Origin of the sequence: Streptomyces graminofaciens (assembly GCF_030294945.1) — a bacterium.
GTDB classification, from domain to species: domain Bacteria; phylum Actinomycetota; class Actinomycetes; order Streptomycetales; family Streptomycetaceae; genus Streptomyces; species Streptomyces graminofaciens.
Genome location: NZ_AP018448.1, coordinates 2,477,801 through 2,498,239 on the forward strand (window position 1 = coordinate 2,477,801; position 20,439 = coordinate 2,498,239).

General features: G+C 68.1%; 19 protein-coding genes and 1 pseudogene. 7 read left to right on the forward strand and 13 right to left on the reverse strand.

Annotation, left to right across the window (positions count from 1 at the left end):
* Window positions 1-11: 11 nt before the first annotated feature.
* The 4 genes from SGFS_RS10825 to SGFS_RS10840 all read right to left on the reverse strand — a co-directional run bounded on the left by SGFS_RS10825 (window position 12) and on the right by SGFS_RS10840 (window position 3,462).
* Window positions 12-203, reverse strand: coding sequence for a ferredoxin (locus SGFS_RS10825; protein ID WP_286249590.1), 192 nt, complete (start codon window positions 201-203; stop codon window positions 12-14).
* A gap of 25 nt (window positions 204-228) precedes the next feature.
* The gene (locus tag SGFS_RS10830) at window positions 229-1,458 is read right to left on the reverse strand and encodes a cytochrome P450 (protein WP_286249591.1); all 1,230 of its coding nucleotides are present in this window, start codon (window positions 1,456-1,458) and stop codon (window positions 229-231) included.
* 213 nt (window positions 1,459-1,671) lie between these two features.
* Entirely contained in the window at window positions 1,672-2,319 is a 648-nt protein-coding gene (locus SGFS_RS10835; RefSeq protein WP_286249592.1) for a TetR/AcrR family transcriptional regulator, read from the reverse strand.
* A 144-nt stretch (window positions 2,320-2,463) separates the two neighbouring features.
* Complete coding sequence (locus SGFS_RS10840) at window positions 2,464-3,462, reverse strand: PaaX family transcriptional regulator (RefSeq protein ID WP_286249593.1); 999 nt, start codon at window positions 3,460-3,462, stop codon at window positions 2,464-2,466.
* On the opposite strand from SGFS_RS10840, the gene SGFS_RS10845 reads away from it, so the two are divergent.
* A complete protein-coding gene (locus SGFS_RS10845) occupies window positions 3,461-5,260 on the forward strand; it encodes a CocE/NonD family hydrolase (protein ID WP_286249594.1) in 1,800 nt (599 codons plus the stop codon). The genes SGFS_RS10840 and SGFS_RS10845 overlap by 2 nt on opposite strands.
* 326 nt (window positions 5,261-5,586) lie before the next feature.
* Here the strand turns inward: SGFS_RS10845 and SGFS_RS10850 are convergent, their stop codons facing one another.
* The 6 genes and pseudogenes from SGFS_RS10850 to SGFS_RS10870 form a co-directional block, all read right to left on the reverse strand.
* Window positions 5,587-6,723 carry a serine hydrolase domain-containing protein gene (locus SGFS_RS10850; RefSeq protein ID WP_286249595.1) on the reverse strand — a complete coding sequence of 379 codons (1,137 nt, stop codon included), beginning with the start codon at window positions 6,721-6,723 and terminating at the stop codon, window positions 5,587-5,589.
* A 224-nt stretch (window positions 6,724-6,947) separates the two neighbouring features.
* Window positions 6,948-7,090, reverse strand: a pseudogene (locus SGFS_RS51805) (IS481 family transposase); the annotation flags it as partial.
* A 406-nt stretch (window positions 7,091-7,496) separates the two neighbouring features.
* Window positions 7,497-9,125, reverse strand: coding sequence for a class I adenylate-forming enzyme family protein (locus tag SGFS_RS10855; RefSeq protein WP_286249596.1), 1,629 nt, complete (start codon window positions 9,123-9,125; stop codon window positions 7,497-7,499).
* Window positions 9,126-9,243: 118 nt separating this feature from the next.
* Entirely contained in the window at window positions 9,244-10,026 is a 783-nt protein-coding gene (locus tag SGFS_RS10860; protein WP_286259885.1) for an enoyl-CoA hydratase-related protein, read from the reverse strand.
* 5 nt (window positions 10,027-10,031) lie between these two features.
* Window positions 10,032-10,916 (reverse strand): fumarylacetoacetate hydrolase family protein, encoded by an 885-nt coding sequence (locus tag SGFS_RS10865; RefSeq protein WP_286249597.1) that lies wholly within the window; start codon window positions 10,914-10,916, stop codon window positions 10,032-10,034.
* A 10-nt stretch (window positions 10,917-10,926) separates the two neighbouring features.
* Window positions 10,927-12,153, reverse strand: coding sequence for a CaiB/BaiF CoA transferase family protein (locus SGFS_RS10870; RefSeq protein ID WP_286249598.1), 1,227 nt, complete (start codon window positions 12,151-12,153; stop codon window positions 10,927-10,929).
* Between the two features lie 148 nt (window positions 12,154-12,301).
* Here SGFS_RS10870 and SGFS_RS10875 point away from each other — a divergent pair, with 148 nt between their 5' ends.
* The 3 genes from SGFS_RS10875 to SGFS_RS10885 all read left to right on the forward strand — a co-directional run bounded on the left by SGFS_RS10875 (window position 12,302) and on the right by SGFS_RS10885 (window position 13,991).
* The gene (locus SGFS_RS10875; RefSeq protein WP_286249599.1) at window positions 12,302-12,730 is read left to right on the forward strand and encodes a nuclear transport factor 2 family protein; all 429 of its coding nucleotides are present in this window, start codon (window positions 12,302-12,304) and stop codon (window positions 12,728-12,730) included.
* 83 nt (window positions 12,731-12,813) lie between these two features.
* Window positions 12,814-13,650, forward strand: a complete 837-nt coding sequence (locus SGFS_RS10880) for an SDR family oxidoreductase (RefSeq protein WP_286249600.1) — start codon at window positions 12,814-12,816, stop codon at window positions 13,648-13,650.
* A 116-nt stretch (window positions 13,651-13,766) separates the two neighbouring features.
* On the forward strand, window positions 13,767-13,991 hold the full coding sequence (locus SGFS_RS10885; protein WP_286249601.1) for a hypothetical protein: 225 nt from the start codon (window positions 13,767-13,769) through the stop codon (window positions 13,989-13,991).
* Between the two features lie 44 nt (window positions 13,992-14,035).
* Here SGFS_RS10885 and SGFS_RS10890 read toward each other — a convergent pair whose 3' ends face one another.
* Genes SGFS_RS10890 through SGFS_RS10900 form a run of 3 tightly spaced genes read right to left on the reverse strand, consistent with a single transcriptional unit; the run spans window position 14,036 to window position 17,320 of the window.
* On the reverse strand, window positions 14,036-14,917 hold the full coding sequence (locus SGFS_RS10890) for an LLM class F420-dependent oxidoreductase (RefSeq protein WP_286249602.1): 882 nt from the start codon (window positions 14,915-14,917) through the stop codon (window positions 14,036-14,038).
* Complete coding sequence (locus SGFS_RS10895) at window positions 14,914-15,498, reverse strand: flavin reductase family protein (RefSeq protein ID WP_286249603.1); 585 nt, start codon at window positions 15,496-15,498, stop codon at window positions 14,914-14,916. Before SGFS_RS10895 ends, SGFS_RS10890 begins: the two co-directional genes overlap by 4 nt.
* 55 nt (window positions 15,499-15,553) lie before the next feature.
* Window positions 15,554-17,320, reverse strand: coding sequence for an FAD-dependent monooxygenase (locus SGFS_RS10900; protein ID WP_286249604.1), 1,767 nt, complete (start codon window positions 17,318-17,320; stop codon window positions 15,554-15,556).
* A 272-nt stretch (window positions 17,321-17,592) separates the two neighbouring features.
* Here SGFS_RS10900 and SGFS_RS10905 point away from each other — a divergent pair, with 272 nt between their 5' ends.
* The 3 genes from SGFS_RS10905 (at window position 17,593) to SGFS_RS10915 (ending at window position 20,432) form a co-directional block, all read left to right on the forward strand.
* A complete protein-coding gene (locus tag SGFS_RS10905) occupies window positions 17,593-18,702 on the forward strand; it encodes an LLM class flavin-dependent oxidoreductase (protein ID WP_286249605.1) in 1,110 nt (369 codons plus the stop codon).
* Window positions 18,703-18,720: 18 nt separating this feature from the next.
* A complete protein-coding gene (locus SGFS_RS10910) occupies window positions 18,721-19,539 on the forward strand; it encodes an alpha/beta fold hydrolase (protein WP_286249606.1) in 819 nt (272 codons plus the stop codon).
* Between the two features lie 149 nt (window positions 19,540-19,688).
* On the forward strand, window positions 19,689-20,432 hold the full coding sequence (locus tag SGFS_RS10915; RefSeq protein WP_286249607.1) for an IclR family transcriptional regulator: 744 nt from the start codon (window positions 19,689-19,691) through the stop codon (window positions 20,430-20,432).
* Window positions 20,433-20,439: the final 7 nt, after the last annotated feature.

Below are 20,439 nucleotides of genomic sequence, written 5' to 3' on the forward strand. Positions count from 1 at the left end.
ACCGGCCTCGCTCATTCGACGACTCGCAGCACCGCGACGGGACAGGCCCGTGCCCCCGCCTCGGCTTTGGCGCGGAGCGCCTCGGGCAGAACGTCGTGCCGGAGCACGACGACGGCATCCTCGTCGAGGTCGTAGACCTCCGGGGCGACGTCCGCGCACAGCCCGTGCCCTTCACAGCGGGATGTGTCGGTCTGGATCCGCATGGTGTCTCTCCCTGTCTTCCTGTCCTCAGGCCGCGCGCAGGCGCACGGGCACCGATGTGTAGGAGCGGACGATGGAGTGGACGACGGGCCGTGGTTCACCAGCGGGCTCCAGCCGGGCCACGGACCGGGCGAGTCTGGTGAGCACCGAGGTGATCTCCAGCCGCGCCAGTCCCTGCCCGGCGCACCCGTGGACGCCGTAGCCGAGCGCCACGTGGTCGGCGTTCTGCCGGGTGATGTCGAACTCGTCGGGGCGGTCCCACTTGCGTTCGTCCCTGTTGGCCGAGGCGAAGAAGACGGCAACCCGTGAGCCCTTCGGCAGTGGGTGTCCCCCGATCTCGGTGTCCCGGCCGGCGACCCGGGTGAAGGCGCGCAGCGGACTCTCGAGACGGATCACCTCGTTGAACGCCGAGCCCGCCAGGTCCGGGTTCGCGCGCAGTAGGTCCCACTGGTCGGGGTGTTGTGCGAACAGCGCGATCGCCGAACCCAGAGCACTGATCGTGGTCTCCAGCGAGGGGCCGAAATAGTCGATCAGCAGGGCTGGGCACCGGTCCATGGCCACCTCCCCCCGGTCGGCAGCCGCGAGCAGATCGTGCCCGAGGGACCCGGGAAGCGTGCGCCGCTGCGCCACCAGGCCGCCGGTGTATTCCCCCATCTCGATGGCCGCCGGAATCGACGCCGCATGGCGTTCCGAAGGCGGTCCACCGGCTTCCAGGCCCGCGAGGGCCCAGTCGATGAGCCGGTCACGGCAGTCCTGGGGGAAGCCCAGGAAGTCCGGGACCACCGACATGGGCATGACCTGGGCGATGTCCGTGACGGCGTCGAGGACCTCGTCGCGCTCCAGCAGGGCGGTCACCAGGGCGTCGGCCTTGGCCTCGATGGACGCCCGTTCCTCGCGCAATGCCCGTGGGGTGAGCCGGTGGGCGACGACTTGCCGGAGTTGTTCGTGTTCCGGCCCGTCGCTGGTCAGGATCGCGCCCCGCATCAGCTCGTTGAACACATCGTTGAAGTGAACGCCCTGGCCGGAGATGAACGTCTCGTCATCGGCCAGGACGGCGCGTACCTCGTCGTAGCGTCCCACCGCGTGCATCTGCTGTGAGGCGAGGTATGCGACAGGACCCAGGGCACGAAGCCGACGGTAGTGCGGGTAGGGGTCGACGACGACATCCTCGGAGAACAGGTCGATGTCGAACTCCGGGACACCGGTCTGGCCGGAGGCGGCAGAGGCGGTTTGGGGGGATGGCGAGGCGGTTGACATGTGGCTCCTGACGTCGGCGGCAGGGCCGGGCAGACGGCCCGAACGGGCTGAGGTGCGCTGCTGGCGGGTGGCTGATGGCTGCCGAACCCCGCTATGAACGTGAATACACATTCAGCCTTGGCCAAGTTCACATAACGTCGATCGCCAGTCAAGACTTACGCACGATTCTGTTCGAGGGCAGCCGACGCGCCGGGCCCGCGCTCCGGGCGCGGCTCAGTACTCCCGTGGGGCGCTGAAGAGGTGGGAGATGACCGCGGTTTGGAGATGACTGCGTAGCTCACTCCACGGCAGCGGACGGTCGGACTCCAGAAACTCGCCCTGGGTGACGCGGTGCGCCACCGCGGCGTAGATCAGGCGGTACGCGAAGTCGAGCGCGGCCGCGCGGTCCGGATGCGCGAGGGGGACGTGGTCCAGCGCTTCGGCGAAACGGCGGTTGCCCTCGACGCTGACGCGCGCGCCCTCTTTCCGGACCTCTTCCTGACGGGTGCCGAGCAGAATGAAGACGCGCAGCAGGGCCTCGTGCGCTTGGAACGCGTCGATGTGCGCTCCGACCGCCTCGGCGACCGCGACGGCCGGATCGCGCAGGAGGCGCAGCCGTTCCACCGATGCGCGCTCGGCGATCTCGGCCTGAAGGTTCTCGGTGAAGGCGCGCTGGATGGTAAGGAGCAGCCCTTCCTTGTCACCGAACCGCCGGTAGATGCTACCGACCGCCATACCCGCCCGTTCGGCAACGGCGGCCACGGTCAGGGCGTCCACTCCGCCCTCTGCGAGCAGTGTGTATCCGGCCTGCAGGATGTCCTGCCGCGAACGGCGGCTGCGTTCCTGGTGGGCGCCAGGCCTGCGGGCGGTGGACTCGGTCACCCAGGCATCTTACCGACCGAAGCGTTGACGTCGATGGACATATGTGAACTTCAGCTCACGTGCCCCTTGTGAAAAGGCGCTCACATAGCCTCCTCTGTCGCCCCCGAACAAACTCCCGCGCACCCGAGGAGCGACGACACACCGTTACCGCTCACCGGTCGACGGGTGATGCGCGTCCAGGAGTGCCCGCAACTGTCGGTCCGCGAGGGGGCCAAGTTCTGCCTGGTGCCGTCGGAACGTTTGCGTGGAGCGGTGGGCGGGCCAGTCCTCACCCAGGTAGGCAGCAGGCAGGCCGGGGTCGGCGCGCAAGAGTCGGCCCCAGTCGTCGTGGAGCTGCAGGAGTCGCGGCAGGGCCTCGGCGGCCGGCAGCTCCTCGCCTTCCCAGCGCGCCAGGAACGCAAGGTGGGTGGCGCGCAAGGTTTCGAGGTCCCAGGCCTCGCGCACCAACTGCTCGGGGCGGCTCGGGGCGGCTGGTGTGCCATGGAAGGCCTCCACGAGCCCGAGCGCGTCCGGGAGGTCGTCGAGCAGTTCCTCGACGTCCACCCGGCCGGGGGCGATCCACACGTTGGGCTGGACAACGCCGAATCCGGCCCAGGACAGCCGGCCTTGGAGGTGATAACGCACGTTGCGCAAGCGCTCCGGGACAGGGCAGCTCAAAACCGTCCAGATACCCTCGGCGTGATCGAAGGGCTCCGGCGAGAACATCCGGCCGCCACCCCTTCGCACCAACGCTCTCGCCTCTTCGGTCAGTTCGAAGGCACTGGCACGGCCCTGCCTGTGACGCGTCAGCAGGGAGCGGTGCACCATCCGGTTCAGTGTCGCGCGCGTGGCCGACTCGGAGATCCCCAGCCTGCTCAGTACGGACAGGAGCATCTGGGTCGGAACGGGCGGCGGCGCCTTCCGCTCCTCGCCCACTTCCCTGCCGAACACGTACAAGCCAAAGAAAGCCAGCACCAGTTCATGGGGTCCGGCCGCTTGGCCGACCTCCTCGACTCCTTGTTCCTGCATACCTCGATCGTACGCGACAACCCAGTACGTGTTGCTCTTTTTCGTGTTGACACGAATCTCTGCATCATGTTTTCTGGATGCATCACCCCAGGGCGCATCCGTCGGATTCGCCGGTCGCGATATCGAGAGGAACATGACGATGAACGTGTACGAGCAGGACAACCTCGGCGTCGAGGTCCACTATCTGAAGGCAACCCCACTGGCCGCCTCAGAGCCTCCCCTGACGCCGTTCCAGCCCGGTACCACCGTGCTGCCCAAGGGGTCGGTGCATGTGGAGGGGGGCAAGCCGCTGCCGTGCGACATCCGACTGGACCGCGACCTGGCCATAGCGCTCCGCGACGGAACGGTGATCTACGGCGACGTCTATCGGCCCACGGGCGACGAGCAGGTGCCGGTGATCCTGGTGTGGACCCCGTACGGCAAGTCCGGGGGATGGTGGAACAAGAACATGTATCCCACCACGTTCGGCGTGGACCCGAAAGACCTGTCGGGCTTGCAGGCCTTCGAAGCCCCCGACCCCGCCTACTGGTGCGACCACGGCTATGCGATCGCCGTGGTCGACGTGCGCGGCACCGGCCGCTCCGGTGGGGACCTCCTGGTCTGGGGCAGCGCCGGCGGGCGGGACGTCTACGACACCGTCGAGTGGCTCGCCGAACAGGAATGGTGTTCCGGCAAGGTCGGCATGAACGGCAACTCCCAGCTCGCCATCATGCAGTGGTTCGGCGCTGCGGAACGGCCCCCGCACCTCGCAGCCATCGCCCCGTGGGAGGCACTGAGCGACATGTACCGGGACAACGCCGTGCGTGGCGGCATCCCCGACATGGACTTCCACAACCGCGACATCTTGGCGTTCCTCTACGGCGAGAACCGCTTCGAGGACGCCGCGGCCATGCTCGAGGATTATCCACTGATGAACGGCTACTGGGCCGACAAGCGCGCCAGGATCGAGCAGATCGATGTGCCGGCCTACGTCGTCGCCAGCTGGACCAACAGTCTGCACACCCGCGGCACGCTGGCGGCATTCCGGGGGATCGCCTCGACCGACAAGTGGCTGCGCGTCAGCAACGAACTGGAGTGGGTCGACATCGCCGACCCCGACAACGTCGCCGACCTGAACCGCTTCTTCGACCGCTACCTCAAGGACATCGACAACGGCTGGGAGGACACCCCGCGCGTGCGCCTGTCCGTGCTCGACCCCGGCGGCACCGACCAGGTCGGCCGACCGGAGAACGAATGGCCCCTCGCCCGGCAGGAATGGCGCACCCTCCACCTGGACGCGGCGGACGGCACCCTGTCGGACAAGCCACCCACGCAGGAGGCCATCGCCCGCTACCAGGGCAATGACAGCACTTCCTCCGTCACCTTCACCCTGTCGTTCGACGAGGACACCGAGATCACCGGCCACCTCAACCTGCACCTGTGGGTGGAGGCCGAGGCCGCGGAGGACATGGACCTGTTCGCCGCCGTGTACAAGACCGACAGCGACGGCAACCGTCTGTACCACTACGAGGTGCGAGGCGAGGAGGCCCGCGCCGCGGTCCGTGCCATGGCAGAAGGTAGCCACATGCCCGCGGGAATCACCTACTCGGGCCCGAACGGCCGGCTGCGCGTGTCCCATCGCGCCAAGGACCCCGAGCGCTCCACCCCGGCCGAGCCCTACCTCACCCACGCAGAGGAACAGCTCCTCACGCCCGGCGAGTGCGTCCCGGTCGAACTCGCCCTGTGGCCCACCTCCCTGCTCGTCCATCCCGGCGAGCACCTGGTCGTCGAGATCGCCGGCCACCCCGTGGGTGATATCGCCCTGCCGCCCCTGCCCGGCGGCAACCCCGACATCCGCACCCGCAACAAGGGCGCCCACCTCATCCGCACCGGCGGCACCTACGACTCCCACCTGCTGCTGCCCGTGGTCCCGCCGGCCGACGTGCATCACTGACAGGCCATCCGCCCTGCCGCGCAGCCGAGCCGCCGATGCGCCCCGACACCGCTTCCAGCCGTGCCGGGGCGCACAAGCCCAGCCCTTCCCGCACCGAGGCCGAACGCCGCCCTGTCCAAGGTGAGCAACCTGCCGGACGTGGCCCGGCGGCCTGGGTCGCCAAGGCCGGCGACTGACGCGGCTCTTCCCAGCGGAAATTCCAGGTCGACGCCACCGCTGCCGTGGGCCTGACGCCGGGGGTGGCGGCTACGGGAACCACCCGCCCCACGCGGAACCACAGGTCTACGCCTGCGGATCACCGCGTCCCGGTCGTCCGACGTACAGCCTTACCCAAGGAGACGTCCGGCCAGCGTCGAGAGCTCTCTGGCACGGTCGTTGTGCTCCCAGGGCATGAACGTCACCGTATTGGTCAGGAAGGCGAACGACAGGCCGGAGTCGGGATCGGCCCAGACGACATTGCCACCCTGACCTTCATGCCCGAACGCGCGTGGCGACACCGTCGAACCGAAAAATGCCAGTTCCGATCTGGGCCTCGCACCCGGCTCGCCGGCAACGTACATGCTGAGGCTGCGGGTGACCGGACGGCCCCAGCGTCCCGTCATGTGCACCCTGACATGTCCGGTGGCATCGGCCAGGACGGCAGGGTCCCACAGTGTGCCGGGATTGTGCAGGTATGCCTGGTAGAGGCGCGCCAGCCCCGTGGGGGTTCCGACGCAGCCGGCGCCAGGGAATCCGGCGGCGCGACCCTCCGTCTCTCCCAGGCCACCAGGAGTGAGCACGGTTCCATCGCTCGACGTGAAGACCGGAGGCAGCATCGTCAGAGTCTCGTCCGAGAGGAAGTAGGTGTGCTCCAGGACTTTCTTCTGCTCGGCGGCCGACTCCCCCAGGGACACACCGTGGATCCCAGCCACGCCCAGTGGTTCCAGCACGCGGCTGCGGAGGAACTCGCGGTGGTCCAGGCCCGAGACGCGAGCGATCACTTCGGCCAGAACCCAGCTTCCGGACGCGGGGTGGTAGGCGTACCGCATGCCCGGCTCCTGAGTCAGGGTCCAGGAGGAGAACGCCTGCAGCCGCCTGTCGCGGTCGGTCCACTCCGGCCAGTCCAGGGGAGCGTCCGGAAATCCGCCCGTGTGCGTCATGACGTGCTCGACCGTCACCCGCTCCTTGCCGTTGTCGGCGAAGTCGGGGACGTGCTGGGCGACCGGATCCTCGGGGCGTATCGCCCCCTCGCTCACCAGCAGCCACAGGGCGGCGTCCTGAACCGTCTTGGAGGGCGACATCACGACCATCGGCGTCTCCGGAACCGCCGCTCCATAGGCGCGTGCGAAGACGACCTCGCCATCGAGCCCGACCGCGAACGAGGCCGCTCGCAGCTGACCCTCCTCGACTTCGCGTCGTACCCGCTCGCACAGCTCCTGGAGCACCGCTTCGTCCAACCTCGCCTGCGGCGAGCTCTTGTCCATGTCTTCTCCTTGATACTCCAGCTGTAGATCATGATCTTGCTGGTTCGAGGCTGGTGCGGAAACGGGTACGGCCACCGTTGATCACCGAAGTCGTGTGGACGAGCGGCGAGACGGTGGTCGCAGGTCACAGCAAGGGTCCCGGCCGATGGCGGGAGGCGGTCAAGCCGGCCATGAGCCGGTGACGGTGTGCCACTGACGCTGGTCGCCGAGGCCGCTGTGAGGGCGTCCTCGGCGTCGATCCGGTGGGAACGTTCGACCTTGCCGTTCAGCCCCAGGGTGCGGGGCTTGATGTAGGTGGGGGCGGTGCCCTCGTCGAGCACGTGCCAGTGGAAAACGCACTGGATTCGGCGCCGCTGTCGGTCTGGATGACCTCGACCAACGCGAGCAGCCGGGTGCAATCGTCGATGGCGGTGAACCGGAAGTACTTGTTGCGACCGCCACGCCACCCCTGGGCATCGAGGCGAGCGGCTCGGCCCCGGTGCACCACACAGCACCTTCCTCGGCGGCCCGCGGAGGGCGCGCGGTCAACATCGGTGCGACAGCCGGTGAAGTGCCCATCGAACTGCACTCCATGATGGACCGACAGCAGTCGATCTTCGGACCGTTGTGGTCACCCCAGCCGGCACGAGCGCAGCGGGCGGCGTCGCCAACCTCGTCGTCCGTCCGGCGAGTCAGTAGCGCCGCCCCGGCGCACGGGACCCGGCCCTGGCGAGGCTGAGCTCCGCGGACCGGTTCCTAGGTGCCCACCCGCTCTATGACGGGCGCCTGTTGATTCAGTCCTGTGCCGCCGCCGTCGACGGTTCAGTGCGCACATGTTTTCCGCGGAGTTCCCTTTTACGGATCTTGCCTGCGCCGGACCTCGGCAGAGGCTCGGTGCGCAACTCCACCGTCTTCGGCACCTTGTAGCCGGCGATGTGCTTGCGGCAGTGCTCGATCAGGTCCCCTTCTGTGACGCCGGTTCCGGTGAGGGTGACGACCACCGCGTGCACGCGCTCGCCCCAGCGTTTGTCGGGCACGCCGATGACCGCTACTTCGGCCACCTCCGGGTGCGTGTCCAGCACGCGCTCCACTTCCAGGGAATACACGTTCTCCCCGCCAGTGATGATCATGTCCTTGATCCGGTCTACGAGGAACACATAACCGTCCGCGTCGCGGTAGCCGCCGTCGCCTGTGCGGTACCAGCCGTCCACCAGGGCCTGGCTGGTCGCCTCGGGACGGTTGAGGTAGCCGAGCATGATGTTCGGGCCCCGGACCCAGATCTCGCCGACCGTGCCGTCGGCTACGGGGCGGCCGTCGGCGTCGCGTATCTCCAGCTGCACACCCGGAAGCGGATGGCCGACCGAGTTCAACCGCTCCGGGACCTCTCCCGAGAGTGCTCTTCGGTGGTCCTGGGGCGACAGGAAGGTGCACCCGGGGCTTGCCTCCGTCATGCCGTACCCCTGAATGAACTCGCAGCCCAGTGCCTTCGTCGCCCGGCGCAATTGCTTTCCCGACATGGGAGAAGCGCCGTAGTGCACCAGCCGCAGGCTGCTGAAATCGGCGGGATGGTCGTCGAGATGGTCGAGCAGCATGTGGATCATGGTGGGAACCAGGAATGCGACGGTGGCCCGGTGCTCGGCCACCGCCTGTGCGTAACCGGTAGGCGTGAACCGGGGCAGGAGCACGTGGGTGCCGCCCACCCAGGTGACCGTGTGGATCATCTGCGCACCGGCCGCATGAAAGAAGGGCGGGGCGTGGAGAACGATGTCCTCGGGCTGGAACCCGTCCTGGTGGAAGTTGTGCTTGCAGTTGGACAGGATGTTCGCATGGCTCAACATGACGCCCTTGGGGCCTGCCGTCGTGCCTCCCGTGTACATGATGACGGCGAGCGAGTCGGGATCGAGATCGGGGGGCGCGACGCCCTGGTCGGCCATGAGTGACTCGTAGGGCAGACAGTCGTCGGGACAGGTGCCGTCGCCGGCGAACAGCAGCTGCCTGAGGCCGGGGATGCGTTCGCGAAGACGGCGGCCCGCCTCAAGGTTCGGCGCATCGACGATGAGGATCTCGGCGCCGGAATCCTCGAGCATGAAGGCCAGTTCAGGGACAGCCAACCGCGTGTTCAGGGTGGTGAGGACGCGACCGTACGCCGGCACGGCCAGCCAGCTCTCCAGGTGCTCCAAGGAGTTCGCCAGCAGTACCGCGACGACCGACCCCGGTTGGATCCCGGCCTCCGCCATACCTGCCCCGATACGCCGGACCCGGTCGTGCAACTCACGATAGGTCAGGCGCCGCTCCCTCTCGATCACAGCCGTCCGGGCACCGTGGGAGCGGGCCGCGTTCTCCAGAGGCCAAGCCAATGTTCCCTGCATGCTGCGATCTCCTTTGACAACAGCTTTCAAAAAGGGACGGATGCCGTGGATCATCGCGACCTACGGCGCGAGGGCGCTCAGCCTGAATGCTGCAACGGACAGCCGGGACAGTCCGACAGGCGGGTCCTCACAGATGGGGACGGAGGTCTGTTGTGGTGGCCGGAAGCCGGGGTCAACGTCCTGAAAACTCGGGTCGCCTCTTCTGCATGAAGGCACGTTGCCCCTCGCGCACGTCATCCGATTCGGCGCACGCGGCGACGAGCGCCTCGGCATCTTCCCGCCTCGTCGCGTCGACGGCGGACTTGATCGCGGCCTTCGCGGCACGGACCGTCAGCGGCGCGTTGGCCGCGATGGCCGCGGCCAACGCTCGGGTCGCCTCCTCGAGTTCCCCTGCGGGCAGGACACGATTGACGAGGCCGGCATGGAGCGCTTCCGCTGCCGCGAGAGGACGACCGGTGAAGAGGATCTCGGCCGCGTAGCCCGGCCCGACGGCGTGCACCAAAGCGTGGGTGAGCGTGACGGGATAGCCGATGCCGAGGCGAGCGGCCGGGATGGCGAACCGGCTGTCGTCCGCGGCAATACGTATGTCCGCGCCGAGAGCGACTGCCACGCCCGCCCCCAGACAGTGGCCGTGGATCATGGCGATCAGCGGTGTGGAGAGCGTCGCGAGCCCTCCGAAGAGGCTCGCCTCCGTCTTCTCGGCCAGCGACCGGGTCACCGCGCTGGTCTGCTGGGCCTCGAACTCGGAGATGTCCGCGCCGGCCGCGAAGGCCACGCGGCCCTCCCCGCGCAGGACGATCACCCGAACCGTGGGATCGTCGTCCAGGCGCCGCAAAATCTCGTCCAACTGGCCCATCATGCTGATCGACAGGGCATTGCGGCGTCCCGGGTTGCTGATCGTGACCCAGCCGACGGAGTCCTCTGCCTTCCCATGGACGGTGCCCGGGGGCGGCATCGCGCTCACGGCCGCTTCTCCGCGTGGTAGCGGTTGCACAGCGCCCCGATGCCTTCGATGTGGACTTGGAACTCGTCGCCGTCGGTCAGATATCGGGGTGGCTGCCGGACGGCTCCGACTCCGGCCGGGGTTCCGGTCAGGATCAGATCGCCGGGCTCCAGCGTGAGGAAGGTCGTGAGGTAGGTGATCAGCTCGGTGACGCCGTAGACCATGCTGCTGGTGCGGTCGTCCTGCACGGTCTCTCCGTTGAGCAGTCCGGTGACACGAAGGTCGGGGTGGACGCCGCCGAGCCGCTCGGCGGGGACGACGACCGGCCCGAGCGGGGTGAGACCGTCCCACGCCTTGCCGGCGGTGCGGCCGGGGGTGTGCAGCTGGTAGTCGCGTACGGACCCGTCGTTGGCGATGGTGTAGCCGAACACCACGTCGGCCACGTCCTCGGCGGCGACCCGGCGGCACCGTCGGCCGATCACGACCGCGAGTTCGCTCTCGTAGTCGACCTTGTCCGATTCCGGTGGCAGTGCGAGATCCGCGTAGGGGCCTGCCAGGGCGTTGTCCCACTTGGGAAACAGGTCCGGGTAGGAGGGGGCGGAGGTGCGGCCCGTCTCCCTGCTGTGTGCGGGGTAGTTCTGGCCGACACAGATGATCTTGCGCGGCCGTCCGACGGGGCTGAGCAGGGCGTCCTCGTTCAGTGCGACCGGTTTGCCCGGCTGGATACGGCCGGACTGCCCCTCGGCGGCCTCCAGCAGCGCGGGCAGGTCGGTGAACGCGAGCCCGTCGACCGTGGCGATGTGCGCTGCCGTGGCTCCCGGCCGGAACAGCACCGCGGCCGGGCCGTCCGCCAGTTCCGCTCGTCCCAGGCCGGCTTCGGCGGCCCAGCTCTGCTCCGTCATGGCAGTCTCCTCATTTCGTACCGGCGTCTTCGTAGGCATCGGTGCCGGCGATGACCCCGGCGTCCACCAGTTGCTGGATGTCCTCGGCGCTGTAGCCGAGTTCGGCGAGGAGCGCGGGAGCGGACTCGCCCAGCCTCGGCGCCCCGCCTCGGGCGCGGGGCGCACCGTCGGCAACGACGGGTGTGTTCACGATGACCGGCTCGCCGTGGCGTTGCGGGTCCTTGGGGAAGATGCCGCGCACGCGAAACTGCGGATCGGCCACGACGGCGTCGATGGTGTTGACCGGCCCGCAGGGCACTCCGGCGTCCCGGAGCGCGGCCATCCAATGATCGCGCGGGGCAGTGATGAAGCGCTCTTGCAGAATGTCGGCCAGTTCTTTGCGATGGCGGAACCGTTCGTACTCGGTCGCGAACCGCTCGTCACCGGACAGATCGATGCCCAGCACCGAGCACAGCCGCGGCCAGGAGCGGTCCACCGCGCCGATGACGAGGGTCTGCCCGTCACCGCAGCCGAAGGCCTGGTACGGCGCTGCCAGGCGGTGCGCGGTGCCGAGCGGGCCGGGCACCTCTCCGGTGGCGACGTGGTCGGCGACCTCCCAGAGCGACCAGGCGGCCACCGTGTCGGCCAGCGCGATGTCCACGTATGAGCCTCCGCCCCCTGCCCGGGCACGTAGCAGGGCGGCGAGCACACCGATCGCGGCCCACATTCCGCTGCCGAGGTCGGACAGGGGGAAGCCGGCCTTGGCGAGACGGCCGTCGTCGGTGCCGGTAACACTCATCAGGCCGCCATAGGCCTGCGCGATCAGGTCGATGCCCTTGGCGTCCCGCATCGGCCCGAACTGACCGAACCCGGAGATGGAGCAGTAGACCAGGTCCGGACACTCGGCCCGCAGATCCTCGTAGCCCAGGCCCATCCGGGACATCGCGCCGACGCTGAAGTTCTCCACGAGGATGTCGCTGCGGCGGGCCAGGTCGATGACGATCTGTCGGCCGCCGGGGGACTTCAGGTCGACACCCAGGCTGCCCTTGTCACGATGAATGAGATCGAACGGCAGGGAGCGGCGGTCGGGACCCATCTTTCGCCGGCGCATACCGTCTCCGTCGACCGGCTCGATCTTGATCACCTCGGCGCCCAGATCGGAAAGGATCATGGTGCAGTACGGCCCCGCGAGGGCGCCCGTCACATCGAGCACCCTGACGCCATCCAGAAACGGCGCCACTCTCGTCGTCCAGCCCATCGGCACTGCCCCTTCCCATCGGTCCGCATCGTGGACCACTGGACCGAATAACGGCCTGATGGCAAGCTAGGTGATATTTCACCGGGGCGTCAAGCAACGTCCCGCATACCTGTGAGCCGCCGGACTGGCAGGACGGAAGAGGTCTGACATGACAGCACCGGTCTCGTACGAAGCGGAAGCAGCATGTCGCCGCCTGGTGGTGGCTTTCGCCCATCACCTCGATCACCGGGAGTTCGACCGCGTGGCGGCTCTGTTCACCGACGACGGCGTCTGGGACAGGCACGGTGAGCGGTTGGAGGGCCCCGAGCAGATCCTCGCCCTGCTCGAGCAACGACCGCTCACCCAACTCGAGCGACATGTGATGACCACCATCCACGTCACCCAGCTGTCGCCGGACGAATGCGCCTCGACCAGCTACGCGATGATCTTCCGCGCCGAGACGGCACCGGGTCGGCCGGCCGCAGTCCAAGGCCCGGTCGCCGTAGGCGATTTCCACGACCGGTTCCGGCTCACCGACAGCGGTTGGAAGCTCTCCTTCCGGACGTCGGAGCCAGTGTTCGTCATCCGACCCACATGACACGGCGGAAGCCGGCCCCCACCCACTCCACCGAACAAACCTGACGTCGCGATCGGTCCTCCGCATCGCAGAGAAGGACGCCCATGTCCACGCAACACCCCTTCGCCGGGCGCACACTCCTGATGTCCGGCGGCAGTCGCGGGATCGGCCTCGCGATCGCTGTCCGTGCCGCACGTGACGGCGCGAATGTCGCCTTCATCGCCAAGACCGACGCCCCCGACCCCCGGTTGCCGGGTACAATCCACACGGCGGCCGCGGAGATCGAAGCCGCCGGCGGCAACGCTCTCCCGATCGTCGGCGACATCCGCGACGACGACACCGTCTTCGACGCCGTGGCGAGAACTGCCGCCCGCTTCGGCGGGATAGACATAGTCGTCAACAACGCCTCGGCGATCGCCCTCACCGGTGTCGGAGAGCTGCCCCTCAAGCGCTACGACCTGATACAGGACATCAACGCACGCGGCACCTTCGCCCTCACATCAGCCGCCCTGCCCTACCTCCTCAAGTCGTCGGCACCGCGAGTTCTCACCCTCTCGCCGCCGCTCAACCTCGACCGCCGCTGGCTGGCCCGGCATGCGCCGTACACCGTCAGCAAGTACGCGATGACCATGCTGACGCTCGGTGTGGCCGAACAGTATCGGGAGCAGGGCATCGCGGCCGGCTGTCTGTGGCCGCGGACCCTGGTGGCGACCGCCGCCGTGCGGAACGTCGTCGGCGGCGAGGACGGAATGCGGGCGTCCCGACGACCGGAGATCATGGCCGACGCGGCCGCGGCGATTCTCGCTCTCCCCGCATCCGAGAGCAATGGACAGTGCTACGTCGACGAGGAGGTGCTGCGTTCGGCCGGCGTCTTTGACCTGTCGTGCTACCTGCACGACGGTGCCACCGAGGAGAGCCTCGAAACAGACTTCTTCCTGTGAGCGAGCCCTTACAAGGCTCCAGCTCCAGTTCGATCTCATCGCTTCAGTACCGGAAAGGGCTGTGAACCGTGACCACGCCAAGTACACCAGCGTCCAGCACCAGACCACCGTCCGCCATGCGCGTCTCGCTGACCTCCGGCCTCCTCGGCGGACTGATCGGGGCGGTGTTGAGCGCCCTCGTCAACTACGCGTTCGTCGGCGTGCCGGAGGGCGCGGCGGCCAACGCCGTGAATCACGCCGTGAGCGGCCTCATCAGCGGTTTCGCAGCCGGGTTCATCGGACTCCTGGTGCATCAGCGCAAAGCGTCCGCCGCGGCGGAGGCCAACTCGGCCGACCGGTAGGGCGATCACCGCCACCGGAGGTCAGGGAACCGACGTCATGCGGGTCAGCCGCGCAGGACCCGCATGACGTCGGTGATGACGGCGATCTGCTCGTCCGGGGTGCCGCCGACGATGCGGTTGCCGAGCCCGAGGTAGGTGGCGCCGGATTCGGCCCATTCCTCCATGACGGTACGCCACTGTTGCCCGGGAACAGCCTGGGTGAGCAGGCGGGCCTCGAGTCCGACGGCGGCCGCGGGCCGGCCTGCGTCGCGCACGTGGGTCCGAAGACGGGCAACCACCTCGCGGGCCTTGGCGGGGTCGAGGCCGAGCGGGGCGAACATCTTGTAACCGTCGGCGAATCGCGCGATGCGGCGCAGGGCTCTGTCGGTGGGGACTCCGCCACTGGCCATGCTGCCCGCGCCCATCCAGACGGGGATGCGGCGTGTGGGCCGGGGGTGGATGCCCGCACCGTCGAGGTCGTGGAACTCGCCGGAGTAGTTCACACTGGGCTCACTCCACAGCAGACGCATGACCTCGATCTGCTCCTCCAGGCGGGCGCCGCGGCGGCGGGGGTCCTGGCCGAGGAGAGCGACCTCACGGTCGTTCCAGCCGAGCGACACAGCCAGACGCAGCCGTCCACCCGACATCAGGTCGACCTCGGCGGCCTGTTTGGCGGCGAGGACCGTGGGCCGCAGGGGCAACAACAGCATCGAGGTGGTGATCTCGATGCGACTCGTGACGCCCGCCAGATAGGCGGCGAGGGTCATGGTCTCGTGCCACGGGTCGTCAAAGGCGAAGCCCGGCGGAAAGGGACTGTCGGTCGTGGCCGCCACGTGCTCGGAGAAGCTGAGGGTGTCGTAGCCCAGCTCCTCCGCGGCCTGGGCGAAGTCACGGATCGCCGACGGATCCTCGAAGTACGGCAGGTCACACCCGAGCCGGATGGTCATGCCGACCGCTCTTCCAGCACGGCATGGGTGCCGAACTCACGCCGGTGATAGGTGAGCGGCGCTCCGTCCCGGCTCGAGGCCGCGACCACCCTCCCCATCACCACGAGATGGTCACCGCCATCGACGAACCGTGTCACCTCACAGGCGAGCCAGCCGGTGACGCCCTGCAGACGAGGCAGTCCGGTGTCGACCTGCCAGGGCACGCCCGCGAATTTGTCGGCTCCCTTGCCGGCGAACCTTATCGCCAGCTCTCCCTGATCGGCGCCCAGCACGTTCAGGCCGAATCGTCTCTTCTGCTGCAGCAGCGACAGCAGCGTGGAGTTGCGGTCCAGGGCGACCAGGACCATCGGCGGTTCCAGGGACAGTGCCGAGAAGGCGCTGACCGTGGTGCCGTGAGGTCGGCCTTGACTGAAGGTGGTCACTACGGAAACCGGCGTGCACACCGAACCCATGACTCGGCGGAAGAGTTCGCCGGGAACGTATCCAGGGGCCGGTGGCGACGCCGGAGGTGGAAAATCGCTGGCATTCACAGGCACCGCCTTTGTCGAGAGGGCCGGACGCCGATGCAGGTGTGCCGTCATCGGCTCCTGATATTTCAGCTATGAAGATCGCGATTCAGTACGTGATCACGTGGCATCAAGGACTCGGCTTGCCCAAAACGGAGGCGATGACGCCGCGCAGTGTGGCCGCCGGATCGTCCACAAGGCCCCGCGAGCGCCATGCCACGTGGCGGTCAGGGCGGACCAGAAGGCAGCCGTCGTCGTCGAACTCCCGGATCCTGGTCCACTCCCCCAGGACATCGTCGTACTCGGCACGCAAGCCGATCGTCCGGGCGTCGACCGCGATGCCGGTCTCGCGCGAGATCGCCGCCACCGCCTCGGTCCACGCCTGACCACCGACCCCGGTGAGCACGGTGAACCGGCCGTGCCCGACGAGGTCGAGGGTCGAGACATGCCCGGTGCCATGCTGGAGCCAGACGTGGGGCAGGTGGGCCCCTGGGTGCGTGGTCGGGTGGTAGAAGAGCTCGGGATCCCTTGTGTACTCGGGGAATGGCGTTCCGTCGTCGACCACGGCGCTGGAGGTGTAACGCTGCCCCAACTCCACTCCGTGGCAGTTGAGTTGCCAATCGACCAAGGGGAGCGCATTCAGCACAGCGGCTCGGCGGGTCTCACCAGCCTTGCCGGGGGCGAAAAGCTCGTCGACAGCGGCCCATCCTTGCTCGGCGGTCTGCCCGGGAGCCACCCCAAGGGCTTCGGCGAGCGGTTGGAGATCCTGGATGCTCTTGATCGCCCGGTCGATCACCTGACGTCCTACCGGCTTGCGTTCGTCGTGGTAGGAGTCGAGCAACGAAGGACCGGCATGTCCGCGCAGCACATGGGCGAGCTTCCAGGCGAGGTTGTATGAGTCCTGGATCGAGGTGTTGCTCCCGAGCCCGTTCGCCGGCGGATGCCGGTGCGCCGCGTCACCGGCCAGGAAGACCCGGCCCTTGCGGTACCGCTCGGCCACCAACTGGTTGATGTCCCACTGCCCGATGTGCTTGATCGTGAAGTCGACGTCGGGATCCCCGATCCCGGCCCGGACGAGCTCGGCGACGGCCTGGTCCGAAGTGTCGGCGGGCAGCATGTCATGCATCAGGAACAGGGCGTTCCACTCTGTGTGCGGCACCACCGCGGTCCAGGGGCTCACCGCCACATTGGTCCCGGGGGGCGAGACCCAGAACAGCGCGCCGGGTCGATGCTCGACGAACCTGGACAGGTCCGCTTCGATCCAGACCGTGAAGGCGGACCCGATGGCGGTCGCGCCCTCCATGGAGAACCCGAGGCTGCGGGCGACCGTGCTGTTCCCGCCGTCGGCACCGATCGCGTAGCGCGCCTCGATGTCGTACTCCACTCCGTCGTCGCGGCGCCGGACTCTGGCCCGCACACGCTCGTCGTCCTGCGTCATGTCGACGAGTTCGGTGTTGAACCGTATGTCGGCCTCGCGCTCCCGCGCCGCGGCCAGAATTGCCGGCTCCAGCACGGTCTGCGGCGCGTTGCACATCTCGCACGGACTCGCCGCCTCATAGTCGGCACGCCGGTCCTGCCCCTGCCCCCAGGACATCATGCGCGCCAGTTCGACCCCGGCGAACGAGGTCGCCCACACATTGGTACCCATCAACTCGGCGGGCATCGCGATCTCACGCAGGCGGTCCTCGATGCCCAGGTCGCGCAGCACTTCCACGGTCCGCTGATTGGTGATGTGAGCGCGCGGGGTGTGCGCCGTCGACCCGTACTTGGTCAGCGTGATCGCACTGACGCCGTACTCGGCCAGGAAAGCGGCCGCGGTCAAGCCGGCCGGCCCCGCGCCGACCACGAGTACGTCGGTGTGCACCACACCGCCTGCAGCGCCGCTGTCATGTGTCATAGCCGCTCCTCATCCAGTACTGCCACGGTGATCCGCATTTCGGACCATCGGACCGCCATACGGACCACTGGCAAGCTAAGTCAGCGCTCAGCGGAGCGTCAAGCCGCTCGACAGCCTGGAGTCGTTGAAATTTGCCGCACCGGTTGACGCATGTAATGCCTCATACGATAGTTCGTAACATCTCACAGCGGCCAGTCTCATAGCTCAGGCCGCCGTCACACGGGTGCCGCACCGGCCCCGACCCCGATGTCTTCCATGAAGGGGTTCCGCACATGAAGGTCGAACTCTTCACACCGGTCGCGTACTACGGCGATCTCGACGCGTACGAGACGTGGCCCTTGCGACCGCGGTGGTACAAGAGCGAGCACGGCATGCAATCCATGCAGTTCGGTTTCGAGCAGATGGAAGCGGCCTACGAGGGCGGGTTCGACTCGCTCAACCTCGCCGAGCACCACTACACGTCCCAGTTGACCCCGGTCCCCCACCTGTTCGCCGCGGCACTGGGTGAGCGGTTGCCCGATGCCCAGATCGCGGTCAACGGCACCGACCTCCCGCTGCACAATCCGATCATGGTCGCCGAGCAGTACGCCATGCTCGACAACCTGCTCGGCGGCCGACTGCGGTTCGCCTTGTTGCGCGGAACTCCCAACGAGTACATGACCTACGGCACCAACCCCTGGGAGGCTCGGGAGAAGTTCGAGGAAGGAGTCGAATTGGTCATCCGAGCCCTGACCGAGCCCGAGCCGTTCGGCTGGGAGGGCAAGTACTTCCGTTCCCGCAACATCGCGCTGTTCCCACAGCCGGTGCAGAAACCCCACCCGAGGATCCTCCTGTCGGCCAACAGCGTCGCCTCCGCGCGCTTCGCCGGCAGGATGCGCTGCGACGCTGGCATCAGCTTCATGGCGCCGGAGAAGTGCGGGGAAGTCGTGGCCGCCTACCGTGAAGCAGCCGCCGAGGCCGGCTGGGCACCGACCGCAGACAACATCCTCTACCGGCAGTTCGCCTACATCGCCGAGACCGACGAGCAGGCTCGCGAGGACACCGCCGACAAGTGGCCGCAGGGCAAAGGACTGTTCGCCACCGACAACCTCGACCAGCTGATCGCGATGGCCACGGCGGGCGCGGCCCTGGCCGGCGCTCCCAAGGGGGCACCTCTGGATCCCTCGATGGCGCCCAAGTTCGGCGAGCCCTTCCTCGGCAGCCCCGAGACCGTACTGGCGCAGATCCGTGAGGCGGAGCGGCACATCGGAATGGGCCGCGTCGAGTTCGCCATCGTGCCGCCGAGCAACTGCCTCAGCCACGAACAGGTGATCCGCTGCATCAAACTCATCGGCCGGGAACTCATCCCGGCCCTTCACGCCGACGCGCCTGCCGCCGCCTGACCGACAGAGGAGCCCACGATGACAACCACACCCACCGTGCCCGGCGCCGCCTTCACTGAGCACGCGGTCGAGGCCGACGGATTCACCATCCGGTACTTCGAGACAGGCGAAGGCGATGCCCTGGTCGTGCTCCACGGCGCCGGCGGCCCGGTGTTCTCCCCGGCGCTGGACATCCTCGCCGACCGCTACCGGGTGATCCTCTTCGAGATGCCCGGCTTCGGCGAGCAGCCCAACGACCGCCACCAGTCGCTCGCCGAGATGGCCGCCACGATCGACGCGGCGACACGGGCACTCGGCCTGGAGTTCTACCACCTGCTCGGCACCTCCTTCGGCGGTGCCGTGGCCACGCACCTCGCGCTGAACCACTCGGAGCGGCTGGCCTCCCTCGTACTCGAAGCCCCGGCGACCTTCCGTGTCGGCAGCACCCCACCCGGGCCGCATCTGGCACCGGACGAGATGCGCCGCATGTTCCGCAGGCACCCCGAGCGGGTCCCGGCGTGGCAACCGCCGGACCCCTCGGCGGCGGCCCGGGTGTGGCCGCTGGTCGGACGACTGCTGGCGGAGACTCCGGAGTACGACGAGCAACTCGTGGCACGCCTGTCCACGTGCCAGGTCCGCACGCTCGTCGTGTTCGGGGACTACGACGGCGTGACCCCATCCGACAACGGGCGCGTCTTCCGGCGCCACATGCCGAACAGCCACTTTGTGCTCGTCCATGACGCGGCGCACGACATCCAGGCGGACCGGCCCGAAGCCTTCGCCGACGTCGTCGGCGACTTCCTCACCCGCGGATGGTCGTTCGCCCTCCCCGAGGAGTCCACTCTCATCAACCCCTGAGAGCGAAGAGGACGCAGAGCGCCTGCCCCCTTGCCCGACCGCCGGTCGGGCAAGGGGGCAGGCTGCGTCGGCGCACTCGGTCCGCATGGTGGACCAGCATTGTTACTCTGGGGACTGGTGCAGGCCTGCCGAACCGTGCGAGGAGAGCAATGCGAAGCGTCCTGACCGCTCTGCGGGTGCTGGAAGCCGTTTCCCAGCTGCAACCGGTGGGACTCAGCGAACTGAGTCGGCAGCTCGGCCTGCCCAAGACGACGGTCCAGCGGGGTCTTGTCGCCCTCGCCGAAGCCGGCTGGCTTGAGAGCGACCAGGCGGACAGCGCGCGCTGGATTGTCGCCACCAAGGCGTTCGTCGTCGGCAGTACGGTCGCCAATCGAGGCAGCCTGCGCGACCGAGCCCTGCCCCATATGAACGCGCTCGCGGCTGAGGTTCAGGAAACCATCCACCTGATGATCCCTGACGGTCACCAGGCCGTGCTCATGGAACGCCTCGACAGCCCGCACCCCGTGCGCGCCTTCGCCCCTCTGGGCGCGCGCGCCCCCCTGCATGCCAGCTCCAACGGAAAGGCGATCCTCGCCCATCTGCCGGACGAGGAGGCAGCCCGCTACGTGGAGCACGGCTTGGCGGCCGTCACGGAGCGAACCATCACCGAGCCCGCCAAGCTCTACGAGGAACTGGCCCTCATCAGGAAGCGCGGCTACGCGGTTGCCAACGAGGAACTGCAGGACGGCGTGGTCTCCGTAGCCGCGCCCATCCTCGCCGCCGATGAACGCCCCGTCGGCTCCCTGTCCATCTCAGCGCCGAAGGCACGGATGCCCAGGACGCTCTGGTCCGACTACGGAAAAAAGGTCCACCAGGCAGCCAACACCATCGCCGACGCTCCTTCGCCCCGATGACCGGGTA